Annotated in this window: 19 protein-coding genes and 1 pseudogene; 7 read left to right on the top strand and 13 right to left on the bottom strand. The window is 68.8% G+C overall.

Annotation, left to right across the window (positions count from 1 at the left end; translation table 11 throughout):
* Positions 1 to 20 precede the first annotated feature (20 nt).
* Positions 21 to 1,475 carry a M20 family metallopeptidase gene (locus BST28156_RS19390; protein WP_174903124.1) on the bottom strand — a complete coding sequence of 485 codons (1,455 nt, stop codon included), beginning with the start codon at positions 1,473 to 1,475 and terminating at the stop codon, positions 21 to 23.
* A 466-nt stretch (positions 1,476 to 1,941) separates the two neighbouring features.
* On the opposite strand from BST28156_RS19390, the gene adiC reads away from it, so the two are divergent.
* Complete coding sequence (gene adiC, locus BST28156_RS19385; protein WP_174903123.1) at positions 1,942 to 3,474, top strand: arginine/agmatine antiporter; 1,533 nt, start codon at positions 1,942 to 1,944, stop codon at positions 3,472 to 3,474.
* A 3-nt stretch (positions 3,475 to 3,477) separates the two neighbouring features.
* A complete protein-coding gene (locus BST28156_RS19380) occupies positions 3,478 to 5,820 on the top strand; it encodes an Orn/Lys/Arg family decarboxylase (RefSeq protein ID WP_174903122.1) in 2,343 nt (780 codons plus the stop codon).
* Between the two features lie 84 nt (positions 5,821 to 5,904).
* On the opposite strand, the gene BST28156_RS19375 is transcribed toward BST28156_RS19380, so the two are convergent.
* On the bottom strand, positions 5,905 to 6,645 hold the full coding sequence (locus tag BST28156_RS19375; RefSeq protein WP_174903121.1) for a hypothetical protein: 741 nt from the start codon (positions 6,643 to 6,645) through the stop codon (positions 5,905 to 5,907).
* A gap of 96 nt (positions 6,646 to 6,741) precedes the next feature.
* Positions 6,742 to 7,716 carry a transcriptional regulator FtrA gene (gene ftrA / locus BST28156_RS19370; RefSeq protein ID WP_174903120.1) on the bottom strand — a complete coding sequence of 325 codons (975 nt, stop codon included), beginning with the start codon at positions 7,714 to 7,716 and terminating at the stop codon, positions 6,742 to 6,744.
* Between the two features lie 110 nt (positions 7,717 to 7,826).
* Here ftrA and BST28156_RS19365 point away from each other — a divergent pair, with 110 nt between their 5' ends.
* Together BST28156_RS19365 and BST28156_RS19360 are read left to right on the top strand one after the other, a co-directional pair.
* Entirely contained in the window at positions 7,827 to 8,285 is a 459-nt protein-coding gene (locus BST28156_RS19365) for a rhodanese-like domain-containing protein (RefSeq protein WP_174903119.1), read from the top strand.
* A gap of 51 nt (positions 8,286 to 8,336) precedes the next feature.
* Positions 8,337 to 8,663: a superinfection immunity protein gene (locus BST28156_RS19360; RefSeq protein ID WP_060245610.1), complete on the top strand. Its 327-nt coding sequence runs from the start codon at positions 8,337 to 8,339 to the stop codon at positions 8,661 to 8,663.
* A gap of 15 nt (positions 8,664 to 8,678) precedes the next feature.
* Here the strand turns inward: BST28156_RS19360 and BST28156_RS19355 are convergent, their stop codons facing one another.
* The 7 genes and pseudogenes from BST28156_RS19355 to BST28156_RS19325 form a co-directional block, all read right to left on the bottom strand.
* Positions 8,679 to 9,857, bottom strand: coding sequence for a cytochrome P450 (locus BST28156_RS19355; RefSeq protein WP_174903118.1), 1,179 nt, complete (start codon positions 9,855 to 9,857; stop codon positions 8,679 to 8,681).
* 201 nt (positions 9,858 to 10,058) lie between these two features.
* Positions 10,059 to 10,325, bottom strand: coding sequence for a YodC family protein (locus BST28156_RS19350; protein WP_059481449.1), 267 nt, complete (start codon positions 10,323 to 10,325; stop codon positions 10,059 to 10,061).
* A gap of 335 nt (positions 10,326 to 10,660) precedes the next feature.
* Positions 10,661 to 11,521: an isocitrate lyase/PEP mutase family protein gene (locus BST28156_RS19345; RefSeq protein ID WP_060245682.1), complete on the bottom strand. Its 861-nt coding sequence runs from the start codon at positions 11,519 to 11,521 to the stop codon at positions 10,661 to 10,663.
* 258 nt (positions 11,522 to 11,779) lie between these two features.
* Positions 11,780 to 13,447 carry an ankyrin repeat domain-containing protein gene (locus tag BST28156_RS19340; protein WP_174903117.1) on the bottom strand — a complete coding sequence of 556 codons (1,668 nt, stop codon included), beginning with the start codon at positions 13,445 to 13,447 and terminating at the stop codon, positions 11,780 to 11,782.
* Positions 13,448 to 13,652: 205 nt separating this feature from the next.
* Positions 13,653 to 13,772: pseudogene (locus tag BST28156_RS19335) on the bottom strand (GNAT family N-acetyltransferase); the annotation flags it as partial.
* Positions 13,773 to 13,833: 61 nt separating this feature from the next.
* A complete protein-coding gene (locus tag BST28156_RS19330) occupies positions 13,834 to 14,694 on the bottom strand; it encodes a MurR/RpiR family transcriptional regulator (protein WP_174903116.1) in 861 nt (286 codons plus the stop codon).
* 55 nt (positions 14,695 to 14,749) lie between these two features.
* A complete protein-coding gene (locus tag BST28156_RS19325) occupies positions 14,750 to 15,103 on the bottom strand; it encodes a YgiW/YdeI family stress tolerance OB fold protein (RefSeq protein WP_060245614.1) in 354 nt (117 codons plus the stop codon).
* A 246-nt stretch (positions 15,104 to 15,349) separates the two neighbouring features.
* On the opposite strand from BST28156_RS19325, the gene BST28156_RS19320 reads away from it, so the two are divergent.
* Positions 15,350 to 16,012: a response regulator gene (locus BST28156_RS19320; protein WP_009695057.1), complete on the top strand. Its 663-nt coding sequence runs from the start codon at positions 15,350 to 15,352 to the stop codon at positions 16,010 to 16,012.
* Positions 16,009 to 17,379, top strand: a complete 1,371-nt coding sequence (locus BST28156_RS19315) for an ATP-binding protein (RefSeq protein WP_174903115.1) — start codon at positions 16,009 to 16,011, stop codon at positions 17,377 to 17,379. Before BST28156_RS19320 ends, BST28156_RS19315 begins: the two co-directional genes overlap by 4 nt.
* 719 nt (positions 17,380 to 18,098) lie before the next feature.
* On the opposite strand, the gene blaPEN-bcc is transcribed toward BST28156_RS19315, so the two are convergent.
* Positions 18,099 to 19,046, bottom strand: a complete 948-nt coding sequence (gene blaPEN-bcc / locus BST28156_RS19310; protein WP_174903114.1) for a PEN family class A beta-lactamase, Bcc-type — start codon at positions 19,044 to 19,046, stop codon at positions 18,099 to 18,101.
* Positions 19,047 to 19,187: 141 nt separating this feature from the next.
* Between blaPEN-bcc and penR the strand changes: the two genes are divergently transcribed.
* A complete protein-coding gene (gene penR, locus BST28156_RS19305; protein ID WP_060245617.1) occupies positions 19,188 to 20,078 on the top strand; it encodes a beta-lactamase transcriptional regulator PenR in 891 nt (296 codons plus the stop codon).
* A gap of 463 nt (positions 20,079 to 20,541) precedes the next feature.
* Here penR and BST28156_RS19300 read toward each other — a convergent pair whose 3' ends face one another.
* Positions 20,542 to 20,793, bottom strand: coding sequence for a hypothetical protein (locus BST28156_RS19300; protein ID WP_009694579.1), 252 nt, complete (start codon positions 20,791 to 20,793; stop codon positions 20,542 to 20,544).
* A 96-nt stretch (positions 20,794 to 20,889) separates the two neighbouring features.
* Positions 20,890 to 23,109: an amylo-alpha-1,6-glucosidase gene (locus BST28156_RS19295; RefSeq protein ID WP_060245618.1), complete on the bottom strand. Its 2,220-nt coding sequence runs from the start codon at positions 23,107 to 23,109 to the stop codon at positions 20,890 to 20,892.
* Between the last annotated feature and the right edge of the window lie 170 nt (positions 23,110 to 23,279).

Raw genomic sequence — 23,279 nt, 5'->3', positions numbered from 1 at the left:
GCGAGCGGGCCGCCGCGGCGTCAGCGTGCGGACGCGATCACGTCCGCGACCGCCGCGGTCAGTTTCTTCGCGTAAGGCACGTGCAGGAACTCGTTCGGGCCATGCGCGTTCGACTTCGGCCCGAGCACGCCGCACACCATGAACTGCGCGGCCGGGAACCCTTCCTGCAGCACGTTCATCAGCGGGATCGTGCCGCCGAGGCCCATGTACGCGCAGTCCGCGCCGAAATGGCGACGCGACGCCGCATCGAGCGACGACGCGAGCCACGGCGCGAGATCGGGCGCGCTCCAGCCGGTCGCGGCGCCCGCGTCGGGCTTGAACGTGACCTTCGCGTTGTACGGCGGATCGAGTTCGAGCAGTTCCTTCAGCTGCTGCACGGCCTGCGCGGCGTCGACGAGCGGCGGCAGGCGCAGCGACAGCTTGAACGCGGTGCGCGGACGCAGCACGTTGCCCGCGTCGGCGAGCGCCGGCATGCCGGCCGCGCCCGTCACCGACAGCGACGGCCGCCACGTCGAGTTCAGCAGCGCCTCGCGCGGATCGGTCGTGGTCGGCAGCACCGGCTTGCCGTCCGCGCCGCATGCCCACGGCAGGCCCTTCCATACCGTATCGCCGAGGATCTCGGCGGCCGCGTCGGCCTCGCGCACGCGGCTGTCGGGAATCTCGCAGTGAAACGCGGCCGGCAGCAGGTTGCCGTTCCTTGCATCCTCGAGCCGCTCGAACAACTGGCGCATCACGCGGAAGCTCGACGGCGCGATGCCGCCGTACACGCCCGAATGGACGCCCTCTTCGAGCACCTCGACCTGCAGGTCGCCGGACACGAGCCCGCGCAGCGACGTCGTCAGCCACATCTGGTCGTAGTTGCCGGCGCCCGAATCGAGGCACACGACGAGCGACACCTGGCCGAGCCGGTCGCGCAGCGCGTCGACGTACGGCAGCAGGTCGTAGCTGCCCGATTCCTCGCAGGTCTCGATCAGGCCGACGCAGCGCGGCCGCTCGACGCCCTGCTCGTCGAGCGCGCCGAGCGCGGCGAGGCTCGCGTAGATCGCATAGCCGTCGTCCGCGCCGCCGCGGCCGTACAGCTTGCCGTTCTCGAACTTCGGCGTCCACGGGCCGAGATCCGCGCGCCAGCCGTCGAATTCGGGCTGCTTGTCGAGGTGGCCGTACAGCAGGATCGTGTCGGTGCTGCCCGAACGCGTCGCAGGCGTCTCGAAGAAGATCACCGGCGTGCGGCCCGGCAGGCGCACGATCTCGAGCTTCAGCCCCTTCACGGGCTGGCGTTCGGCCCACTGCGCGGCATCGGTGACGACGCGTTCGAGATAGCCGCGCTTCGCCCAGTCGGGGTCGAATGCGGGGCTCTTCGCGGGAATCGCGATGTAGTCGGTCAGTGCGTGGAGGATTTCATCGTTCCACTTGCGCTCGACGAAGGTAACGAGCTTGTCATGGTCGAGGACGGGGGTAGTGTCGACGGAGGTCATGGTGGGGTGCCTGGATCGGGCTGACGAAAACCCAGATGATACGCCGATGCTTTGCTGCCGGCGCCCGTTTCCGCACGGTTCGGCCCGGTCAATACCCGACAGATCGGAACGACGATTACGGCGTCGCTTTTTCATGAAATGAATTAACCGGTTCGGCAAAAAACGATTATCGAAAGCGTTTTAACCGCAATGCGTTTCACGCGCCACCGCCGATATCCCGCGCCAACCTGAAATCCCGCCAATATCGCCAGAACGCCCGTGTCATGCGCGTCAGCGACCGACCGATTTACCCCGGAAATGACATTTATCAATATTCCATCGATTAATGACCAGCGTTTACCCTGACTCCCCGTAATTAAGAGATAACATCCGAACGTTCAATAAAACGACGATCCGCGCCGGAATCGTCGATCCGGCGCCGGGCCTCGCCACCTCAACCGCATCACGTCTTTTCAAGGAGCCTTGCATGTCAGATGCCAGCTCGTCCTCTTCAAAATCCTCCACGTCGTCCGCCGCCGCGTCCGCGCCGAAGATCGGCGTCGTTCCCGCGACGCTGATGGTCGCCGGCAACATGATGGGTTCCGGCGTGTTCATGCTGCCCGCGAACCTCGCCGCCACCGGCGGCATCGCGATCTTCGGCTGGCTGATCACCGTCGTCGGCGCGGTGTCGCTCGCGCTGGTGTTCGCGAAGCTCGCCGCGATCGACCCGGCCGCAGGCGGCCCGTACGCGTATGCGCGCAAGGCGTTCGGCCCGTACATGGGCTACCAGACCAACCTGATCTACTGGCTCGCGAACGTGCTCGGCAACGTCGGCCTCGCGGTCGCGGGCCTCGGCTACCTGACGCACTTCTTCCCGGTGCTGCGCGATCCGCTCGTGTTCGCGCTCGCGCAGATCTTCGTGATCTGGCTGTTCACGTACGCGAACATCCTCGGGCCGAACGTCGTCGGCCGCGTGCAGTCGGTCACGACGATCTTCGCGCTGGTGCCGATCCTCGGGATGGCCGTGTTCGGCTGGTTCTGGTTCAGCAAGGACGTGTACCTCGCCGGCTGGAACGTGTCGGGCACCAACGGCTTCAGCGCGATCGGCGCGACGCTGAACTTCACGCTGTGGGCGTTCATAGGCGTCGAGAGCGCGTCGGTGTCGGCCGGCGTCGTCGAGAACCCGTCGCGCAACGTGCCGATCGCGACCGTCGGCGGCGTCGTGCTCGCGGCGGTCTGCTACGTGCTCAGCTCGACCGTGATCATGGGGATGATCCCGAACAAGGCGCTGCTCGCGTCGAGCGCGCCGTTCGCCGATGCCGCGCGCCTCGCGCTCGGCGACACCGCCGCGAACGCGGTCGCGCTGTGCGCGGCGCTCGGCTGCCTCGGCTCGCTCGCGGGCTGGACGCTGCTGGTCGGCCAGACCGCGAAGGCCGCCGCCGACGACGGCCTGTTCGCCAGCGTGTTCGCGCGCGTGAACGCGAAGAACGTGCCGTCGGCCGGCCTCGCGATCGTCGCGGCGATCATGTCGGTGCAGGTGCTCGCGACGATGTCGCCGAGCGCCAGCGAGCAGTTCGGCAAGATCGCGTCGATCGCCGTGATCATGACGCTGCTGCCGTACATCTATTCGTGCATCGCGATCAAGGTGCTCGGCTACGGCAAGATGCCTTCGCACCAGTTCACGTTCTATACGATCGTCGGCCTGATGGGCGCGGTCTACGCGCTGTGGGCGATGGTCGGCTCCGACGGCCAGCAGACGCGCTGGTCGCTGATCTTCGTCGTCGCGACGATCGTGTTCTACGAGCTGTCGATCAACCGCCAGCGCGAGATCGAGGAAACCCACGTCCATCCGGGCGGCCGCTCGCCGCGCTGGGTGCGCTATCTCGCGCTGGCCGTCACGATCGCCGCGCTCGCCGCGACCTTCTGGATCTCCGTCGGCCGTCACCGCGCCGACATCCTTCACGCGCGCTCGCCGGCCGTCGCCGCGGGCGCCCCTGCAACCCGGCAAACGGGGGAATGACACATGACCGCTTCCTTGACCCAACCGGCGTTCCGCCGCCTCGGCATGAAGGCGCTGCTGGTGCAGCACGACATCGACGCACGCACGGCCACCGGACGCGCCGCGACGGCGCTCGCCGAGGAACTGCGCGCGCGGCTCGTCGACGTCGTGATCGCGACGTCCGCCGACGACGCGCGCGCAGTCGTCGATGCCGATCCCGCGATCCAGTGCCTGCTGCTCAACTGGGAGCTCGGCGACGATTCGCAGCACGCGCCCGCGCAGGCGGTGCTCGACGCGATGCGTGCGCGCAATGCGACGGTGCCCGTGTTCCTGCTCGCGAGCCGCGCGAGTGCGTCCGCGATTCCCGTCGACGCGATGCGCAAGGCCGACGACTTCATCTGGCTGCTCGAAGACACCACCGCGTTCATCGGCGGCCGGATCGTCGCCGCGATCGAACGCTATCGCGAGACCGTGCTGCCGCCGATGTTCCGCGCGCTCGCGCAGTTCTCGCGCGTGTACGAATACTCGTGGCACACGCCCGGCCACACGGGCGGCACCGCGTTCCTGAAATCGCCGGTCGGCCGCGCGTATTTCGAATTCTTCGGCGAATCGCTGTTCCGCTCCGACCTGTCGATCTCGGTCGGCGAACTCGGCTCGCTGCTCGATCACTCGGGCCCGATCGGCGACAGCGAGCGCTATGCGGCGCGCGTGTTCGGCGCGCACCGCACGTATCACGTGACGAACGGCTCGTCGATGTCGAACCGCGTGATCCTGATGGCGAGCGTCACGCGCAACCAGGTCGCGCTGTGCGACCGCAACTGCCACAAGTCGGCCGAGCATGCGATCACGATGTCCGGCGCGATCCCGACCTACCTGATCCCGTCGCGCAACCACTACGGGATCATCGGGCCGATCATGCCGGAGCGGCTGACGGCCGCCGCGGTGCGGCTCGCGATCGACGCGAACCCGCTGGTGCGCGGCCGCGACGGCATCGACCCCACGCCCGTGCATGCGCTGATCACGAACTCGACCTACGACGGCCTCTGCTACAACGTCGCGCGCGTCGAAGCATTGCTCGGCCAGAGCGTCGACCGGCTGCATTTCGACGAAGCATGGTACGGCTATGCGCGCTTCAACCCGATCTATCGCGACCGCCACGCGATGCACGGCGACCCGGCGCAGCACGACGCGAGCAAGCCGACCGTGTTCGCGACGCAGTCGACGCACAAGCTGCTCGCCGCGCTGTCGCAGGCATCGTTCATCCACATCCGCGACGGCCGCAACCCGATCGAGCATGCGCGCTTCAACGAGGCGTACATGATGCATGCGTCGACGTCGCCGAACTACGCGATCATCGCGTCGAACGACGTGAGCGCCGCGATGATGGACGGCCCCGGCGGCGCAGCGCTGACGACCGACGCGATTCGCGAGGCCGTCGCGTTCCGCCAGATGCTCGGGCGCCTGCACGCCGAGTGCGCGGAGAACAACGACTGGTTCTTCAACGGCTGGCAGCCCGATACCGTGGTCGACCGCAGCACGGGCCGGCACGTGCGCTTCCATGAAGCGGACGAGACGCTGCTCGCGACCGATCCGTCGTGCTGGGTGCTGCATCCGGGCGACGCGTGGCACGGCTTCGGCGATATCGAGGACGACTACTGCATGCTCGACCCGATCAAGGTGTCGATCGTCACGCCGGGCATCGCGCCGCATGGCGGGCTGATGCCGGTCGGCATTCCGGCCTCGGTCGTCACCGCCTATCTGGACCGGCACGGGATCGTGGTCGAGAAGACCACCGACTTCACGATCCTGTTCCTGTTCTCGCTCGGCGTGACGAAGGGCAAGTGGGGCACGCTCGTCAACACGCTGCTCGACTTCAAGCGCGACTACGACGCGAACGCGTCGCTCGAACAGGCGCTGCCCGACCTCGTCGCACGCTATCCGGACCGCTACCGCACGCTCGGCCTGCGCGACCTGTGCGACCTGATGTTCAGCGCGATGAGCGACCTGAAGACGACCGAGATGATGTCGCGCGGCTTCTCGACGCTGCCGAAGCCGGATTTCAGCCCGGCCGAGGCGTTCGAGCACCTCGTGCACAACGACATCGAGATGCTGGAGCTGTCGGAGATGGAAGGCCGCACCGTCGCGACCGGCGTGGTCCCGTATCCGCCGGGCATTCCGCTGCTGATGCCGGGCGAGAACGCGGGGCCGGCCGACGGCCCGCTGCTCGGCTACCTGAAGGCGCTCGAACAGTACGACCTGCGCTTCCCCGGCTTTACGCACGACACGCACGGCGTCGAGGTCGAGGACGGCGTGTACCGGATCGCGTGCATCAAGCAGCCGAAACGCGACGGCGGCAACACGCGCTGAGCGCACGCGTCGCGCGCCGTCGAACCGACGCATGACGGCGCGCGACGCAGCCGGTGGCGGCTGCTGTCGGCGGAGCGCGGTCGGTCACGCGGCCGGCTGCCCGGGCAGCTGGCCGATCCACGCGGCAAGCTGCGCCTCGCCGTCCTCGTCGAGCTTGCCCGTCAGCTCGCCATACCACGGCGCGATCGCATCGGCCGGCTGCGTGGCCTTCAGAATCTCCAGGCTGCGTTCGAGAAACGACGAAAAGAACGGAATACCGCGCATATAGAGGAAGGTCGAATCGGTGATGCGCACGTGGCCGTAGACGTCGCGCACCCACGCGAGATGCGGCAGCGCCTCGCGCAGATGGCCGCTTTGCATCAGCGACGAAATGAAGTTCACGCGCGCGGCGACGTCGGATTGCTCGTGCGTGTCGCGATTGATCTCGGCGGCCTTCTGCATCCATGCTTCGCCGCGCGCCACTTCCCCGCACATCGCCGACGTCGTCGCGAGCTGCACCGCGTTGTGCGCGCTCGGCTCCTTGTCGAACAGCGCGAGCCAGTACGGGAACGCTTCCGGATAACGCTGCATCGCCGAGTACGCGAGCGCGCACAGGCGCGCCGCGTCGGCCAGCCGCGTCGCATGCGGCGCGGCCGCCGCGATCGCGGCCTCGTGCCGGCCGGACTGGAACGCCGCCAGCGCGGACGCGAGTTCCGGCGCGATGTCGGGCGCGCGTTCCCCGGCCGCTTCGCCGGCTTCGTCCGCTGCATCGACTGTCGAAGTCGACGCGGATGCCGGCGCCGCATCGCGCGGCTTCTTTCCGAACAGTTTTCCCAGCAGGCCCATGAGGGTTGTCCTTGTCATGATCGTGCACGAATGGTGCGGCGTGCTTTGCGCCGCCGTCTGGCGATCGCGATCTTGCGTCTTTGCGAAGTCGATCGCTCAAGCGTGCCCGGATCTTACGCCATGATCCATCTCGCGCCGGTAAGCGGCCGGGCTCGTCGCCGCAACGCGGCGGAAATGCCGGCGCAGCGATTCTTCCGAACCGAAGCCCGCTCGCGCGGCAACCTGCGCGAGCGATAGCGCCGGATGCGCTTCGAGGATGTCCTTCGCGACGTTCACGCGCTCGCGGATCAGCCATGCGACCGGCGACATGCCCGTGGCGTCCGCGAACTGCCGCTGCAGCGTGCGCGGACTCATTGCGGCCTGCGCGGCGAGCGATGCCAGCGTGTGCGGCTCGGCCGCGTGCGCGCGCATCCAGTCGATCAGCTTCGCGAGCCGGTCGCTGCCGCCCGGCGCGACCGGGCGCGGCACGAACTGCGCCTGCCCGCCGTCGCGATGCGGCGGCAGCACGAGGCGCTGCGCGACGCGATTCGCGATCGCGCCGCCGTGATCGCGGCGCACCAGATGCAGCAGCATGTCGAGCCCGGCCGCGGAACCGGCCGACGTGACGATCTGCCCTTCATCGACATAGAGCGCGTCGGGATTCACGCGCAGCGCCGGATAGCGCGCCTGCAGTTTCTCTGCGTAGCGCCAGTGCGTCGTCACGGTGAGGCCGTCGAGTACGCCGGCCGCCGCCAGCACGAACACGCCCGAGCAGATCGAGCACAGCCGCGCGCCGCGACGATGCGCGGCGCGCAGCTTCTTCAGCAGCGGCGGCGGCGGCGGTTCGTCCGCATCGCGCCAGCCGGGAATCACGATCGTGTCCGCGCGATCGAGCATCGCGAGCCGGTACGGTGCGGCGACCGTGATGCCGCCCGCCGCGCGCACCGGGCCGGGCTCGCTCGCGCATACCGCGAAGCGATACCAGTCGACGCCGAGTTCCGGACGTTCGAGCGCGAACAGTTCGACCGTGCAGCCGAATTCGAAGGTGCAGAGCCGGTCGTAGGCCAGCGCGACGACGAGATGATTTTTCATGGCGCGATGTTACCGGAACTTGTCGATCGCGCCACTGCCGCGCGGCACGCGGAACCGCGATACTGCCCTTCATTCCAGTCCCTTCCGGACCGTTCAAGGAGAACCTGCCCATGTCCAGCGTCACCGACGTTCCCGCCGCCGACAGCGCCGCCGCCGTTGCCCATTTCGAGGCATCGCTGCGATTCGAAACCGATTGCTGGGACGTGCACGACGCGCTCGCCTCGGGCGCGCCCGATTTCGTGCTGCTCGACGTGCGCGGCCCCGACCAGTACGCGGTCGGCCACGTGCCGGGCGCGCGCAACCTGCCGCGCCGCAAGATCGTCGCGGGCATGCTCGCCGACTATCCGGCCGACACGCTGTTCGTCGTCTATTGCGCCGGCCCGCACTGCAACGGCGCCACGCGCGCGGCGATCTGCCTGGCGCGCCTCGGCCGGCCCGTGAAGCTGATGATCGGCGGCATGACGGGCTGGCTCGACGAAGGTTTCACGCTGAGCAACGATGCCGCGCCAGCGGCGGCCGCCACACGCCGATCATCATCAAAAGCGCAACAATCAATTGCCGGCACATGAACCGAAAAAGCGCGACAATCAGCCTCATTGCAGTTCGGACGGAGCAGCACCATGCAGAACGCAGTCCTGATTCAAGTCGCCGGTTCGGTTGCCGCGATCGCGCTCTATTTTCTGCCGGCCGTCATCGCCGATCGGCGCGCCCGGCACGACAAGCTGACGGTTGCGCTGTTCAACGCGCTGTTCGGGTGGACCGTCATCGGCTGGCTGATGACGCTCTACTGGGCCTGCCAGCCGAATCCGCAAACCGACGTCGCGCAGACGATCCTCGCGAAGCGCCGCGGCGTCAGCATGCGAACCTTCTCGGTCGGCCTCGTCGAACGCGTGCAGCGCCGCGTCGCCGCCCAGGAACAATGGGCGGAGAAGCAAGGCTGCCGATAAGCTCCCTTTTTCCCGCTACGACACCGCCTCGAACTTCGGCATCCTGACGTTGGTCGAGGCGCGGTAGTCCCACTTCAGCGCACCGCGCGGCGGCCCACCGCCCGCGCGCCACAGCGCCTCGAACGCTCCCACCGTGACCGCCCGCGCGATTCGTTCGCCCGGACAAGCGTGCCCCCCCGCGCCGAAACCGAAATTCGGCCCCGGCGCGCGGCCCGGCATCAGCCGCTGCGGGTCGCGGTGCACGGCCGGATCGCGGTTTGCGGCAGCCAGCACGACGAGAATCGCGTCGCCGGCTTCGACGCTCGCGCCTTCGATCGTCGTGCGTGCGGCGACGAAGCGTCGCGTGTTCTGCACCGGCGAATCGAAGCGACCGACCTCGGCGACGAATGCGTCGAATGCCGCGTCATCGCGCGCGTCGAATACGGCTTCGGCCGCGCCGTTCGTTTCGTGCCACGCGACGACTGCATTGCCGAGCCAAGCGGCCGTCGCCTCGCAGGTCTGCGACAGCAGGCCGACGAGATTGGCGACCAGCGCCCCGCTTGCGTGCCAGCCCGTCTCACGGGCCGACTGCCGGATTGCGTCGACCAGCGTGCCGTCCTGCGCACGCGCGTTCGCGACGCGCTCGGTCATCCGGTCCAGCAGTTGCCGGGCCGCGTCGCTCGCGCGGGCCAGCGCCGCGTCGTCCGACAACGGCGACAGCGCCGCGACGAAGTCGACGACCGACGCGGCGATTGCGTCGAGTTGCGGCTCGTCGAAGCCGAGTTGAGCGGCAACCGCGCACACGGGCGTCGTCATGCACCACGCATTCAGTGCGTCGGCATCGAGCCGCGCCGGCAGGCGCCCGGCTGCGATCCGCGCGGCCCGGTCGCGCAACGCATGCGCATCGACCGACGCGAGCGCCGCGCGCAGCGCTTGCTTCGGCACGTCGTGCCGCAGCGTGCCGTCGTTCATGCGCACCAGTTCGCCGAACAGCGCGCCTGCCGTCGTGCCGCGCAGGGCGGGCGGCACCGGCATATCGAGCGGACGGACGCGGCAGCCCGGATGGCCGAGCACGGCCGCGACGCTCGCCGCGCGGCTCGCGACCCACAGGCCGAGCGACGCGTCATATGCGAGCGGCGGCCCGTCGACGAGCGTCGCGTAATAGGGATAAGGATCGCGGTGCGTGACCGCGGCAATGGGATCGATCGGGTTCATGCGGCCAGTATCGGCGCAGCCGGTCGCCGCATGTTTCGGGGTGGCGTGAAATGTCGCGGAACGCGTGGCGTGGATCGCTTCCGCGCAGCGGCAGCAGTGGCGGCGCGCGAGTCGGTATCGGCCGGGGCGATCCAACGCGTTGCACAAATGCCGGCGTTCGCGGCAAACGCCGCGGGCGGCATCGCGCAACGCGCGTCGGCGTCAGGCGGCCGACCGGTAGCGATGCGCCAGCATCCGCACGCGGACGCGCCCCGCCGAAATTGCGCGCGGCTCCGGCACGACCGTCTCGTGATGGAACATTTCCTGCCGGAAATGGCCGCTGTCGTCGAACCACTGGCAGATCAGCCAGTCGGCATCGTCGAACACGACCGGCCCGGCATAGGTGACCGTCATGCGCGGCCCGCCGGTTTTCAGCGTGACGACATCGCCGACGCGAAACCTGCTGCGGTGATTTTCTCGGATCGTCATGGTTCTCTCAGTTTTTTATATATCGATTTTTCCGGCGGCTTGCCGCCCGGTTATCCGGTTTTAACCGGCTGTCGCGCAGATTAACAATCCGGAAAACAAACGGCAACGCCCGAGCGTCCAAACAGACACGTCAGGAAATCGCAACAATACGCGCCGGCGATGCACGGAACGCGCGGCGCGCGCGTGCCGACGCGTTTGCGCCGCAACGCGCAGGCAGAACGCGGAGCATAATCGATGCTTGCCGCGTCGTCATCCGCGTTTAAATCGAACGCCCTGTCGATTGATTATCGTCAATCAATGTTTCAGCTGAAAACGATTCCGGGTTTTATCCCGCGTCATGGTTCGAACGACACGCGCGCATTGTCCGGCGCCGCGAACCAGCGGTTGAGGTCGCGCCCCGGCACCGCGTCTTCCGTGAACGTGAAGGTGCCGTCGCGCACCATTTCCGTCACGCCGCGCAAGAATGCGCCGAGCGCGGCCCGCGCCAGCGCGCCGCCGACGCTCACGCGCTTCACGCCGAGCGCCGCGAGCGCGTCGACGCTCAGCAGGCCGCCCTGCAGCCCCATCACGACGTTGACGGGCGCGCCCACCGCGCGCGTGATGGCCGCGATTTCGCCGGGATCGGTCACGCCGGGGGCGTAGAGCACGTCCGCGCCCGCGTCGCGGTATGCGACGAGCCGGGCAATCGTGTCGTCGAGATCGCGGCGGCCGTTCAGGTAGTTTTCGCAGCGGGCAGTCAGCGTGAACGGAAACGGCAACGCGCGCGCCGCATCGACGGCCGCCGCGACGCGCTCGACCGCCGCGTCGTACGCGTAGATCGGCGCATCGGCGCGGCCGGTCGCATCCTCGATCGAGCCGCCGACCGCGCCGGCTTCGGCCGCCAGCCGGATCGTCTCGGCGACGGCCGCAGGCGCGTCGCCGAAGCCGTTCTCGAGGTCGGCGCTGACGGGCAGGCCGCCCGCGGCGACGATGTCGGCGATATGTTCGAGCATCGCGTCGCGGCCGATCGCGCTGTCGGGCAAGCCGCGCGAGAACGCAAAGCCGGCGCTCGTGGTGGCGAGCGCCTCGAAGCCGGCCATCGCCAGCAGGCGCGCGGTGCCGGCATCCCACGGGTTCGGGATGATGAACGCGCCGGGACGCGCGTGCAGCGCGCGGAACGCTTCGGCGTGACGGGCTTGAAGGTCGGAATGGGACACGGCGTGCTCCTGATCGGGACGAGAAGGATTCAGCCTATGCCGCCGACCGGCGCGAACGTTTCGCGCACGGGTGAAACATGTCGATTTCCACGCGATGCGTGGGCCGGTACAGCACCGGGGCGTCGAACCGTTTCGCCGGAAACCTTCAATCGCGCGATTGCGGTCGAATGCCGTGTTGCGGCAATCGGCTGCCTGCATGTTGAACAGGCACCGACTCCAACCGCCGCCGCCGTCCGCGCGATGCCCGCCCGCTTCCGCTTACCTCGATCCGGCCGGCACTTCGCGGGCGCCCAGCAAGACCTCGGTCACCGCATCGGAAAACCGCATCGACCGGCCGTCGATCAGCACCCGTTCGGGATCCGACGGATCCCGCACCGCGTCCGGCAGACCCTGTGCGGCCAGCGCCCGCGCACACGCCGCCCAATCGGGATCGCCGACGTTCGCCGGTTCGTTGACCGACGCCCACGACAGCGTGCCGAGCACGTCGCTGCCGAAGCCATGCGTTTCGCGCCAGCTTGCACCATGCGACAACAAAAACGCGGTCAATGCCGCGTTGCCGCGGAAAACAGCATGGTTCAGCGCGGTCGCGTCCCAGTCGCCGCCTCGCGCGTCGAGCGGCCAGCCCAGTTCCACCATCGCCTTCACCGTATCGCCGGAACCCCATGCGGCCGCATCCGGCAGCAACCGCAACCGGTCTTCGCGCAATGCACGCGGCAGTTCGGGATGCCGCGCCTGAATCCGCCGCGCTTCGCCGGCATCCGCACGCGCACAAGCGGCCACGAATTCGTCTTCGGGATCCAGCGGCTCTTCCGCGCCGGCTGCGCGCAGCAAGTCCGCGACTTCCAGCAAGCCCGTCTGCATCGCCAGACGGTACGCACCGACGCCCGCCGCCGTCTGCACGCGCGGGTTCGCGCCGGCCGCCAGCAGCGCGACGACATGGCGCGCCGGGCGACGCAGCGCAATCGCGCGCAACAGCGGCGCGCCCCAGACTTTCGTGGGCCCTTCCCCGGCCGGTTCGTCGGGATCGGCGCCGTGCGCGAGCAGCAATTCGAGCGCGGTTGCATCCGGCATGTCGAGCGCGCGCCGCAGCGCGTTCGTGCCGTCGATGCGCGCGCCGCGCGCGAGCAGCATGCGCGTGCATGCCGGGTTCTCCAGCGAGTGATACAGCGACTCGCCGTCGTCCGGATCCGCACCCGCGCTCAGCAGCATATCGGTGAGCACCGGATCGCGATTGACGCCGGCCGCGCCGTAGAGCGCCGACAGCGGCCCCGAGTCGTCGGGCGCCGCAAGCGAAGCCGGCGGAAACCGGTTGCCGATCCGCTGGTTCGGATCGGCGCCGGCGTCGAGCAGATAACGCGCGCATGCGCGCAACCTGACGGCAAACGCGGGAATCTGCCCGAGACGCGAATGCGTGACGGCAACGAGCGGCGACAGCTTGAGCATGCCGCCCGCGCGTCCGATCCACGCCGGATCGGCGCTCACGGCCTGCTTCACGGCATCGAGATCGCCTGCTGCACAGGCCACGTACGGATCGTCCGCGACGAGTTCGGGATGCTCGTTCAGCAGTTGCGCGGCGACCCGCGGCCGCGCCGCGTCGAGACTGCCGGTCACGTCGCCGCCATACGCGAGCCCCAGCCAGCGACGGACCAGACGCGATCGCTCGTGCCGCGCGATCGCATGGGCCTCGACGAACGCGCCGAGATCGGCCCACGACGCGAAGCCGTACTCGCGCGCGACGCAGGACTGTGCGTCATGCAACCGCAGGTCGAGGGCGGCCACCTCGTCGGGCGAGCGGTGCGCAGCGGCGGGGAGATGCTGGATGAAACGGGCGATCGCGCTCGCATCGCGATGGCGATACAGGCGCAGCAATTCCTTCGCCTGTTTCTTCAGATGTTCGAGATTGGCCTGAATCGGCAGCTTTTTCATGCGGATCCTCGTGCATAAACGGCCGAAGGTCCGCAATACCGCCAGCACAAAGGACAGGGAATCGACGAGAGCAATGCGACAGGTGGGTTCAACCCTTTCCGCGGACCCGGAAGCGACCTGCATCGCTGAGCGGTATGCTAGGCGATCGCGAACGCGGCCGTCAATCGCGACGCGCGGCACAAGCGCGTGCCGCCGCCATCACCACTCAGGGCACGAGGATCTTCTTCAGAAAGATGCGCGCATGCCCGAGCGGATAATCCGCCAGCTCGCCGAAGCGGACATAGCCGAGCTTTTCGTAGAACGGCCGGGCCTGGAACTGGAACGTCATCGGCTGGATCCGGTAATGAATGGCGAACGGTCGTCGCCGATCGCGCGGCGCATCGCGCTCACACCACGTACGCGCCCTTCGCGTGCAGCTCCGCTTCCGCCCGCTCGAGTTCGGCAATCGCATCGCCGCCTTCGAGCGCCAGCAGCTGCGCGACCAGCGCCTCGGCCATCGCATGCGCGGCCACCAGCGACGGAAAGAACGACGGGCTGTCGTGCGTGAAGATCAATTGCGCATCCGCATGCAGCGCGATCGGCGCGACCGCACTGTCGGTGATCGCGACGATCCGGCTGCCCTGCGCCTTCGCGGCCTGGGCGACGCGCGTCGCTTCGGCCGAATACGGCGCAAAGCTGACGATCACCGTCACGCTGTGCTTCGCGATCGTGCGCAGCTCCATTTCGAGCGAACCGGCGACGCCGTTGAGCAGCGACACGGTCGGCCGGAACAGCCGATAGCCGTAGACGAGCCCGAACGCGACCGGATAGCACGAGCGGAATCCGGCCACATGCACGTGCGACGCCTTGCGGATCAGCTTCGCGGCATCGGCGAGCGCGTGCTCGTTCTGCGCGGCCGTCGCCGCCAGATTGTGCTGCTGCGCGGCGAGCAGGTCGTGCGCGAGCGACGCCTTCGCGTCGGGCCGCACGAGCGAGCGCGCGCGCTGCGTGAGCGGCTCGGGGCGCGTGCGCACACGCGCGACGCACAGGTCGCGCAGCTCGTTCCAGCCGGGGAAGCCGAACTGCTGCGCGAGCCGCACCAGCGACGCCGGCTGCACCTGCGCGCGCTGCGCGACCTTGCGCATCGACGACGTCGCGACTTCGTCGGGATGATCGAGCAGGAATGCCGCGCCGGCCTGGAATTGCGGGCTCAGCTCGGAAAATTGCGCCCGGATCCGGGACGCGAGTTCGTCGAAATTGGCAGCCATCTGGGTGAAAGCGGGAACCGGTCGTCCATGGTATCACCGGCCCCGCGCGCGCCGGTCAGCGCAGCACTTCGACGTGATCGACATCGACCTTCACGCGGCCCGACCACTTGCGCTCGAACTCGCCGGTCAGCTTCACCCGATCCTTGTCGCCGACGGGCGGCCGGCCCACCCACAGCTTGTCGTCGATCTCGACGCTGATCGCGCCCGTCGCATCGGCAAACTCGTAGTCCTCGCCGCCGACGTGCCGGACGATGCGCCCCTGCAGCTGCACGTGCTGATCGTCCCTGCCGTTCGCGAGCAGTTCCTTCACGGTCGTCGTGGTGAGCGCGGACGGCCCCGTATATTGCGCATGGACCGCGGCAGGCAGCACGGCAAGCGCGACGGTCAGGATTCCGGCCAGATGTTTCATGATTGCATTCCTTCTGTTTGATATGGGCTGTCGCGCTCCGTTGAACGCGACTCGCCAAGCTTACGAAACGTAAGATTAAGCAAACCTGAAGGCTGCGCCGAAGCGACACGACGCCGCATCGGACCGGTACGAAAACACACGTTCACCCGCATTGCCGGGCCGCCGGCATTTAAGCTCCGCCTAATACGCATCCGCTTATCATGGACGCTCCGGGCGCCCCGCGCCCTGCTGAAGAGACCTCCCCCCATGCGTGTACTGCTCGTCGAGGACGACCCGCTGATCGGCAGCGGGCTCGAACAAGGCCTGAAACAGGAAGGCTTCGCGGTCGACTGGGTCAAGGACGGCGATGCCGCATCGCTCGCGCTGCGCTCGACCGGCTACGGCCTGCTGCTGCTCGACCTCGGGCTGCCGAACCGCGACGGCCTGTCGGTGCTCGCGTCGCTGCGCCGCCGCGACGAGACCCTGCCCGCGATCATCATCACCGCGCGCGACGGCGTGCCGGACCGCATCGCGGGCCTCGACAGCGGCGCCGACGACTATCTCGTCAAGCCGTTCGTGCTCGAGGAACTGCTCGCCCGCATCCGCGCGGTGAACCGCCGCCATGCCGGCCGCGCGCAGACGACGCTCGCGATCGGCGCGCTGCGGCTCGATCCCGTCAAGCACCAGGTCTGGCTCAACGACGACGAAGTGCCGCTGTCGCCGAAGGAGTTCGTGCTGCTGCACGAGCTGATGCGCGATCCCGGCGCGGTGATTTCCCGCGAACAGTTCGAGGAGCGGCTGTACAGCTGGGGCGAGGAAATCGAGAGCAACGCGGTGCAGGTGCATATCCACAACCTGCGCAAGAAACTCGGCCACGACATGATCCGCACGGTGCGCGGCGTCGGCTACCGGATCGGTGACGGCACATGACGCGCGTGCGACGCGCGATCGAGCGCTGGCGCGGCATCTCGCTGCGGCGCCGCCTGCTGATGTGGCTGCTGCCCGCCGCGTGCGCGATCGGCCTGGTCGCGAGCGCGGGCACCTACTGGGGCGCGCTGCGCGAACTCGACGACCTGCTCGACGACCAGATGCGCAGCATGTCGAAGCAGATCGTCGTCGGCCCGAACGGCGAGCTGTCGTTCCGCGGTCACGCCGGCGGCAAGCACGATTTCGAGGCCAACGATCCCGACGAGGTGCTGCTGCAGATGTGGCGCAACGGCAAGCTCGTCTATTCGACCGACCGCGATTCGAGCCTGCCGCCGCCCGCGCAGACCGGCATCGCGACCATCGATGTCGGCGGCCAGTCGTGGCGCACCTACGTGACCGAGCGCGGCGGCACGACGATCCGGCTCGCGCAGGCGCGCCATGCGCGCTGGGAAGCGATCGCCGGCATCGCCGTGCATCTGCTGTGGCCGGTATTCTCGATGCTGCCGGTACTCGCGATCGGGCTGTGGTTCGGCATCGGCGCGGGGCTGCGGCCGCTGCGCACGATCGCGTCCGGCCTGAAACGCAGGAACGCGAACAATCTCGAACCGGTCGACATCGCATCGATGCCCAACGAGGTACGCCCGCTCGCCGAAGCGATCAACGACCTGCTCGCGCGACTCGACCGCTCGTTCACGCTGCAGCGGCACTTCATCGCCGATGCCGCGCACGAGCTGCGCACGCCGATCATGGGGCTGTCGATCCAGTCGCAGCTGCTGCGGCGCGCGGCGACGCCCGACGAGCGCGAGCATATCCTCGCGCAGATCCATGCGGGCACGACGCGGCTCGGCCACCTTGCCGAACAGCTGCTGACGCTCGCGCGCCTCGAACCCGATGCGCAGGCGTCCGCGTTCGCGCCCGTCGATCTCGCCGCGCTGTGCCGGTCGGTGGTCGCGGATCGCGCGCGCGTCGCCGACGCGCACCGGATCGATCTCGGCGCGATCGTGTCGACGCCCGTGCCGGCCGCGGGCAATCTCGACACGCTGCGCGTGCTGCTGAACAACCTCGTCGACAACGCGATCCGCTATGCGGGCGACGGCGCGCGCGTCGACGTGTCCGCGCGCGTCGACGGCACGACGCCGGTGCTCGAAGTCGCCGACGACGGGCCCGGCATTCCCGAGGCCGAGCGAACCAACGTGTGGGAGCGCTTCTATCGCGGCGCAGGTGCGCAGGCGGCCACGTCGTCCGGCAGCGGGCTCGGGTTGTCGATCGTCAAGCGCATCGCCGAACAGCATCGCGCGACGGTCGCACTCGGCACGACGTCCGGCGGGCGCGGGCTCACCGTGACAGTGCGTTTTCCCGCACCGGTGTGATGCGCGCGATGCGCGGCTTGTCCACAGATTTTGTTGGCAAGCTTGTGGATATCCTGCGCATCGCGACGCTAAGCCCTTGATCCGACGGACTTTGGCACGCGTGATGCAGATACTGCGTCGCACGGCGGCCGCCGCCTGCGCGCTTCGCCGCACTTCGCATCAGGACGCCGCAGCGCTGCCTGCGGGGCGAGCGCCGTGTACGCGCCGACGCTGCGGCCGCACCACACTTACCCACAGATTTTGTTGGCAAGCATGTGGATAGCCTGCGCATACCGCAACCAAACGCTTGATCCAAAAGACTTTGTTCATGCCGCTGCGAAAACGGCACGCGACCGGCCGGTCACCGGCGGCGCGCGGCCGTGTCGCGCGACGAGCTTGTCCACACATTTTGTTGGCAAGGGTGTGGATAGCCTGCGCATACCGCGATCAAGCGCTTGATCCGAAAGGCTTTGTCTGCGTCGCTGCGAATCGGGCACGGCGGCATTCGCGAGGTCCGGCCGATGCGTTCCCGCCGCGCGCATCGCCGCGCAGGCGCCGGTCCGCGGGCTTGTCCACACATTTTGTTGGCAAGGATGTGGATATCCTGAGCATGCGTGATCCAAGTCGTTGATCGCACAACGTTTAATCGCGTGGATCACGATGACGGCAACGCGTCGCGCGCACGCCTGCCGCCCGCCCGTTTCACGCTGCGCGCAAGCGAAGCATCGTGCGCGCGCCGCTCAACCGAACGCCGCGGCTACGATCCGCGCGACGGCCGCGATCACGTCGTCCTTCGCGTGCGCATCGGCGCGCGCCTGCGTGTAGTAGACGACCAGCACGATCGGCGCGCGCGACGGCGGCCAGATCACGCCCGCATCGTTGGTCGTCCCGTAGTCGCCGGTGCCGGTCTTGTCGCCGACCTGCCAGCCGGCCGGCACGCCCGCGCGAATCCGCTTGTCGCCGACCTTGTTCCCGCGCAGCCATTCGACCAATTGCGCGCGCTGCGCAGCGGGCAATGCGTCGCCGAGCGCGAGCACGCGCAGGCTCGCGGCCATCGCGGCCGGCGCCGTCGTATCGCGCAGGTCGCCGGGCAGCGCGGTATTCAGTTCGGTCTCCCAGCGATCGAGGCGGAACGTGTCGTCGCCGATCGAGCGCGCATAGGCGGTCACGGCCGACGGGCCGCCGATCAGCTTCATCAGCAGGTTCGCGGCCGAGTTGTCGCTGTACTGGATCGCGGCCGCGCACAGCTCGGCGACCGTCATGCCGGTGTCGACGTGCTTGCCGGACACCGGCGAATAGTTGACGAGGTCGGCCTTCCCGTACGTCACGCGCTGCTGCAGCAGCGCCGGGCGCGCGACGCTCTGCGCGAGCACCGCCGCGCCCAGCATCGCCTTGAACGTACTGCAGAACGGGAAACGCTCGTTGGGGCGATGCGCGACGCTGCGGCCGCTCGCGGTGTCGATCGCGTACACGCCGAGGCGGCCGCCCGCGTCGCGCTCGAGCGCCTGCAGCGCGTCGTATGCCTGCGCATCGGCGTAGTTGGCCAGTGCCGCTGCGGCTGCAGCAGCAGCCGCGCTCGACGGATCCGGCGCGGCGGTCTGCTGCGCCGCGCGCGCGCCGACGGCCAGGACGAGCGGCGCCGTCGCGGCGGCCAGCAACAGGGTTCGTCGTTGCGAGGAATAAGTCATGTCGGTTGTCTCGTGATGGAAGAATGGCGTCGATGAAGTGCTGACGTGAACGCAAGGCGGCCGGCCGGCGAGACAGCACTATCGTGACTTTACGGTCCGCTGACAAGCAACGATAATTGAGCACTGACCAAAGAAATTCTTATGGCTAAGCTCCGTCCTCATCTTCCGCTCAATGCGCTGCGCGCGTTCGAATCGTCCGCCCGCCACCTGAACTTCACGCGCGCCGGCCTCGAGCTGAGCGTGACCCAGGCCGCGGTCAGCCAGCAGGTGCGCGCGCTCGAGGAACGGCTCGGCTGCACGCTGTTTACACGGCTGCCGCGCGGGCTCGGCCTCACCGACGAAGGGCGCGCGCTGCTGCCGGTGCTGAGCGACGCGTTCAGCCGCATCGAGACGGTGCTCAAGCAGTTCGAGGGCGGACGCCTGCACGAGGTGCTGACGCTCGGCGTCGTCGGCACCTTTGCCATAGGCTGGCTAATGCCGCGGCTGAAACGGTTCGGCGATACGCATCCGTTCGTCGAACTGCGGCTGCGCACCCACAACAACGTCGTCGACCTCGCCGCCGAGGGCCTCGACTTCGCAATCCGCTTCGGCGAAGGCAACTGGCCCGCGACGCGCAACGAGCGGCTGCTCGAAGCGCCGCTCACCGCGCTGTGCACACCGGAGATCGCGCGACGGCTCGCGCAGCCGGCCGATCTCGCGAACGAGACGCTGCTGCGGTCGTACCGGATCGACGAATGGCTCGGCTGGTTCGACGCGGCGCAGCTCGAACCGTGGACGGTCAACGGGCCGGTGTTCGATTCGTCGCGGCTGATGGTCGAAGCCGCGATGCAGGGCGCGGGCGTCGCGCTCGCGCCGGCCTGCATGTTTGCGCGCGAACTGCAGCTCGGGCTGCTCGCGCGGCCGCTCGACATCGATGTCGAAGCCGGCGGCTACTGGCTCACGTCGCTGAAGTCGAAGCCGCTGACGCCCGCGATGACGCTGTTTCGCGACTGGATCGTCGCCGAGGCGGCCGCCGCCGCGCCGGCGGCATAGCGCCGGCCGCGCTTGTCCACAGAAAGTGTTGGCAAGGATGTGGATATCCTGGGTACCCGGGCGCCAAGTCCTTGATCGCGCACGATTTACCGCGCCGACGCGGACATCGGGCAGCGCGCGCGCACAAACGTCGCGCGCCGCCCGCATCACCAACCCATGCGATGCAATCGGGCGGGTCTTGTCCACAGATTTTGTTGGCAAGCCTGTGGATATCCTGCTGACGCGGCACGTAACATCTTGATACAACTGAATATTTTCGGCACAGGGCCGCACGGGTCAGCGCGACGGCGGCCGGTTGGCATTCGCGCGCATCGCACGCGCACGACGCGCCGGTTCTCCACAGATTGTGTTGGCAAGCTTGTGGATATCCTGCGCATCGCGCCGCTAACTCGTTGAGCGCACGGGGTTTTGCGCGCCCTCCCCGGAATCGGGCAGCGCCGGCGCGCACGCCGGCGCCCGACGTTCAGTGCCGCTCGAGCCCGCCGCGCAGTTCGCTCGCCTTGTCGCGCAGCGCCTCGTAGCCCGAGCGCGCATGCTCGGGCAGGTCCGGATCGCCGATCAGCGCGCCCAGCGTCTCGATCAGGCTGAACAGAATGCCCTTCGCCGCGCCGACCGCGATGCTCTGCGACTCGATCGACTTGTGCAGGTGGTCGACCGCCGCTTCGAGATTCTCGAGCTTGTGCTCGCCGTCGTCGGGCCGGTTGTCGGTCGTCATCGTATGCCTCCGCGTTCGCTCAAGGGTCATGGGACGATTCTATGCCGCTGCGCGCGAACGTGACGCGACATCGCGCAACGTCCGCGCCGCGCGCCGCTACAGCACCGCCACCACCTTCACGCGTCCCGGCTCGGCAGCCGCGACCACCTGCCCGTCGACGCGGCGGAACGTCAGCGACACGCTTTCGTCGCCGACCCGCAGGTCGTCGATCCGCAGCCAGTCGACGCCCTCCGGCAGCGCCGGGCGCTCGACGCGCACTTCATGGCGCGCCGCGTCGACGCTGACGCCGAGACACGCCTGCAGCATCATGAACGGCGCCCCGGCCGCCCACGCCTGCGGCAGGCACGCAACCGGATACGCGGTCGGCGGCTCGCCGCGCCGGCGCGGGAAGCCGCAGAACAGCTCCGGCAAGCGCATCTCGAAGCTCACCGCGGCCTCGAACAGCGAGCGCAGCAGGTTCACCGCGGCCGTCTTGTCGCCGTAGCGCGCGAGGCCGCGCGCGATCAGCGCGTTGTCGTGCGGCCATACCGAACCGTTGTGATAGGCCATCGGGTTGAAACGCGGCTGGCCGGCCGCGAGCGTGCGGATCCCCCAGCCGGTCTGGAACAGCGTCGAGCCGAGCGCGCCGGCGACCGCCGCGCCGCGTTCGGCGTCGGGCAGCCCGAACGCGAGCAGATGCCCCGCATTCGACGCGAGCACGCGGCACAGCTCGCCGTGACCGTCGAGCGCGATCCCGTAGAAGTCGCCTTCCGGCATCCAGAACAGTGCATCGACCTGCTCGCGCAGCGTCTTCGCGCGCAGCGCATAACGCGTCGCGTCGGCCGCATGGCCGCGCCGCTTCGAGCACGCGGCCATCGCGTCGAGCGCCGCGCACGCATACGCCTGCACTTCGACCAGCGCGATCGGGCCGTCCGGGAAGCGGCCGTCCGCGTGGAACACCGAATCGTGGCTGTCCTTCCAGCCCTGGTTCGCCAGGCCGCGCTCCGACGTGCGCTGGTAATCGAGCAGCCCGTAAGGACTGCGGTCGCACTTGTCGATCACCCACTGCGCGGCGCGTTCGAGCGCCGGCCACAGCTCGTCGATCAGCGCGTCGTCGCCGGTGTGTTCCGCATACGCGCCCGCCAGCACGATGAACAGCGGCGTCGTGTCGACGCCGCCGTAATACAGCGCGAACGGCACCTCGCCGGTCGCGGCCATCTCGCTGCGGCGGAACTCGTGCATGATCTTGCCGGGCTCCGCATCGCGAAACGCGGACGTCTCGCGCGCCTGATGCTCGGCGAGGAAACGCAGCACACCGCGCGCGAGCGACGGCTCCAGCCACAGCATCTGCAGCGACGTGATCACCGCGTCGCGGCCGAACGGCGTCGAGAACCACGGAATGCCCGCGTACGGGTACGGCCCCGTGTCGAGCTGCGTGGTCAGCAGCCCGAGATCCGCGAGCGAACGGTCGAGCCATGCGTCGAACAACGGGTTGCCGGTGCGCACGCGCGCCATCGTCTCGCGCCGCGCGCGCATCGTACGGTGCACGCCGACGAGCGCCGTGCGCAGCGCGACGCGGCCGCAGCCCGGCGCTTCGGTCGGCCGCGGCCCGAGCGTCGCGTCGACGGTCAGGTAGATCGAGATGCACGCCTGCGCGGCGATCGTCAGCGTGTAGTCGGCGCGGTCGACCGACAGCGTATCGGGCGCCGGCGAGAAATTCACGGTCACGTTGCGCTCGACGCCGTCGAGGCCGTCGTAGCGCAGCCGCACCGCGCCCGCCTCGACGCGCGGCGCGGCGGCCGTGCCGCGCTTCGGCCGCGGCGTGCCGCGCACTTCGAACATGTCCTTGAAATCGGCCGCGAACGACACCGACAGCGGCACCTCGGCCTCGCTCGCGCCGTAGTTGGTCAGCGTCAGCGCCTCGTACAGCACGTCCCCCGCGAGCACGCGCTGCCGTTCGATATGGATCACGCCCTCCGGCGTCTCGTGGCCGCCGAGCGGCGGCAGCGGGCGGTTCGTCAGGTGCGCGGTGAACGACGCGTTGTCGGCGCTGGTCGCGCCCGACAGCAGCGACGGCGCGCGGCCGCCGAACGTCAGGCGCCATTTCGACAGCACGCGCATGTCGTCGACGAACAGGCCGTCGTCGCGGCCGCCGATATCGCCGAGCGCGTCGCTGACCACGAATGCGTCGCCGGATTTCAGCACGTACTGGTTGTTGCGCGCGGGCGCCTGCGAGTCGGCTTCCGGGGCGATGAAGGCGGGGCCCGACGCTTTGGCCGGGGGAGCAGGCGCGACTTGCGGCGCCTGGGTCGTCGTTGCTTCGTCGTGATTCGGCATCGATGCTCCTGGGTCGAAACGCCACGCGCGGCGCGCGTCGCGTGTTTCGCACAGGATAGGCCAGAACGGCGAACGTGCGCAGCGATCACCCGGTCGCGCCGGACGGTGTCGCACCCCGACGGCCGCGCCGGACGACGGCCAGCAGGCGGCCGATTCGGGCCGCGAGGCCC

Origin of the sequence: Burkholderia pseudomultivorans (genome assembly GCF_902499075.1) — a bacterium.
Classification (GTDB): domain Bacteria; phylum Pseudomonadota; class Gammaproteobacteria; order Burkholderiales; family Burkholderiaceae; genus Burkholderia; species Burkholderia pseudomultivorans.
Note: the sequence above shows the minus strand (reverse complement) of the source record. Positions and strands in the feature narration are given on the sequence as shown.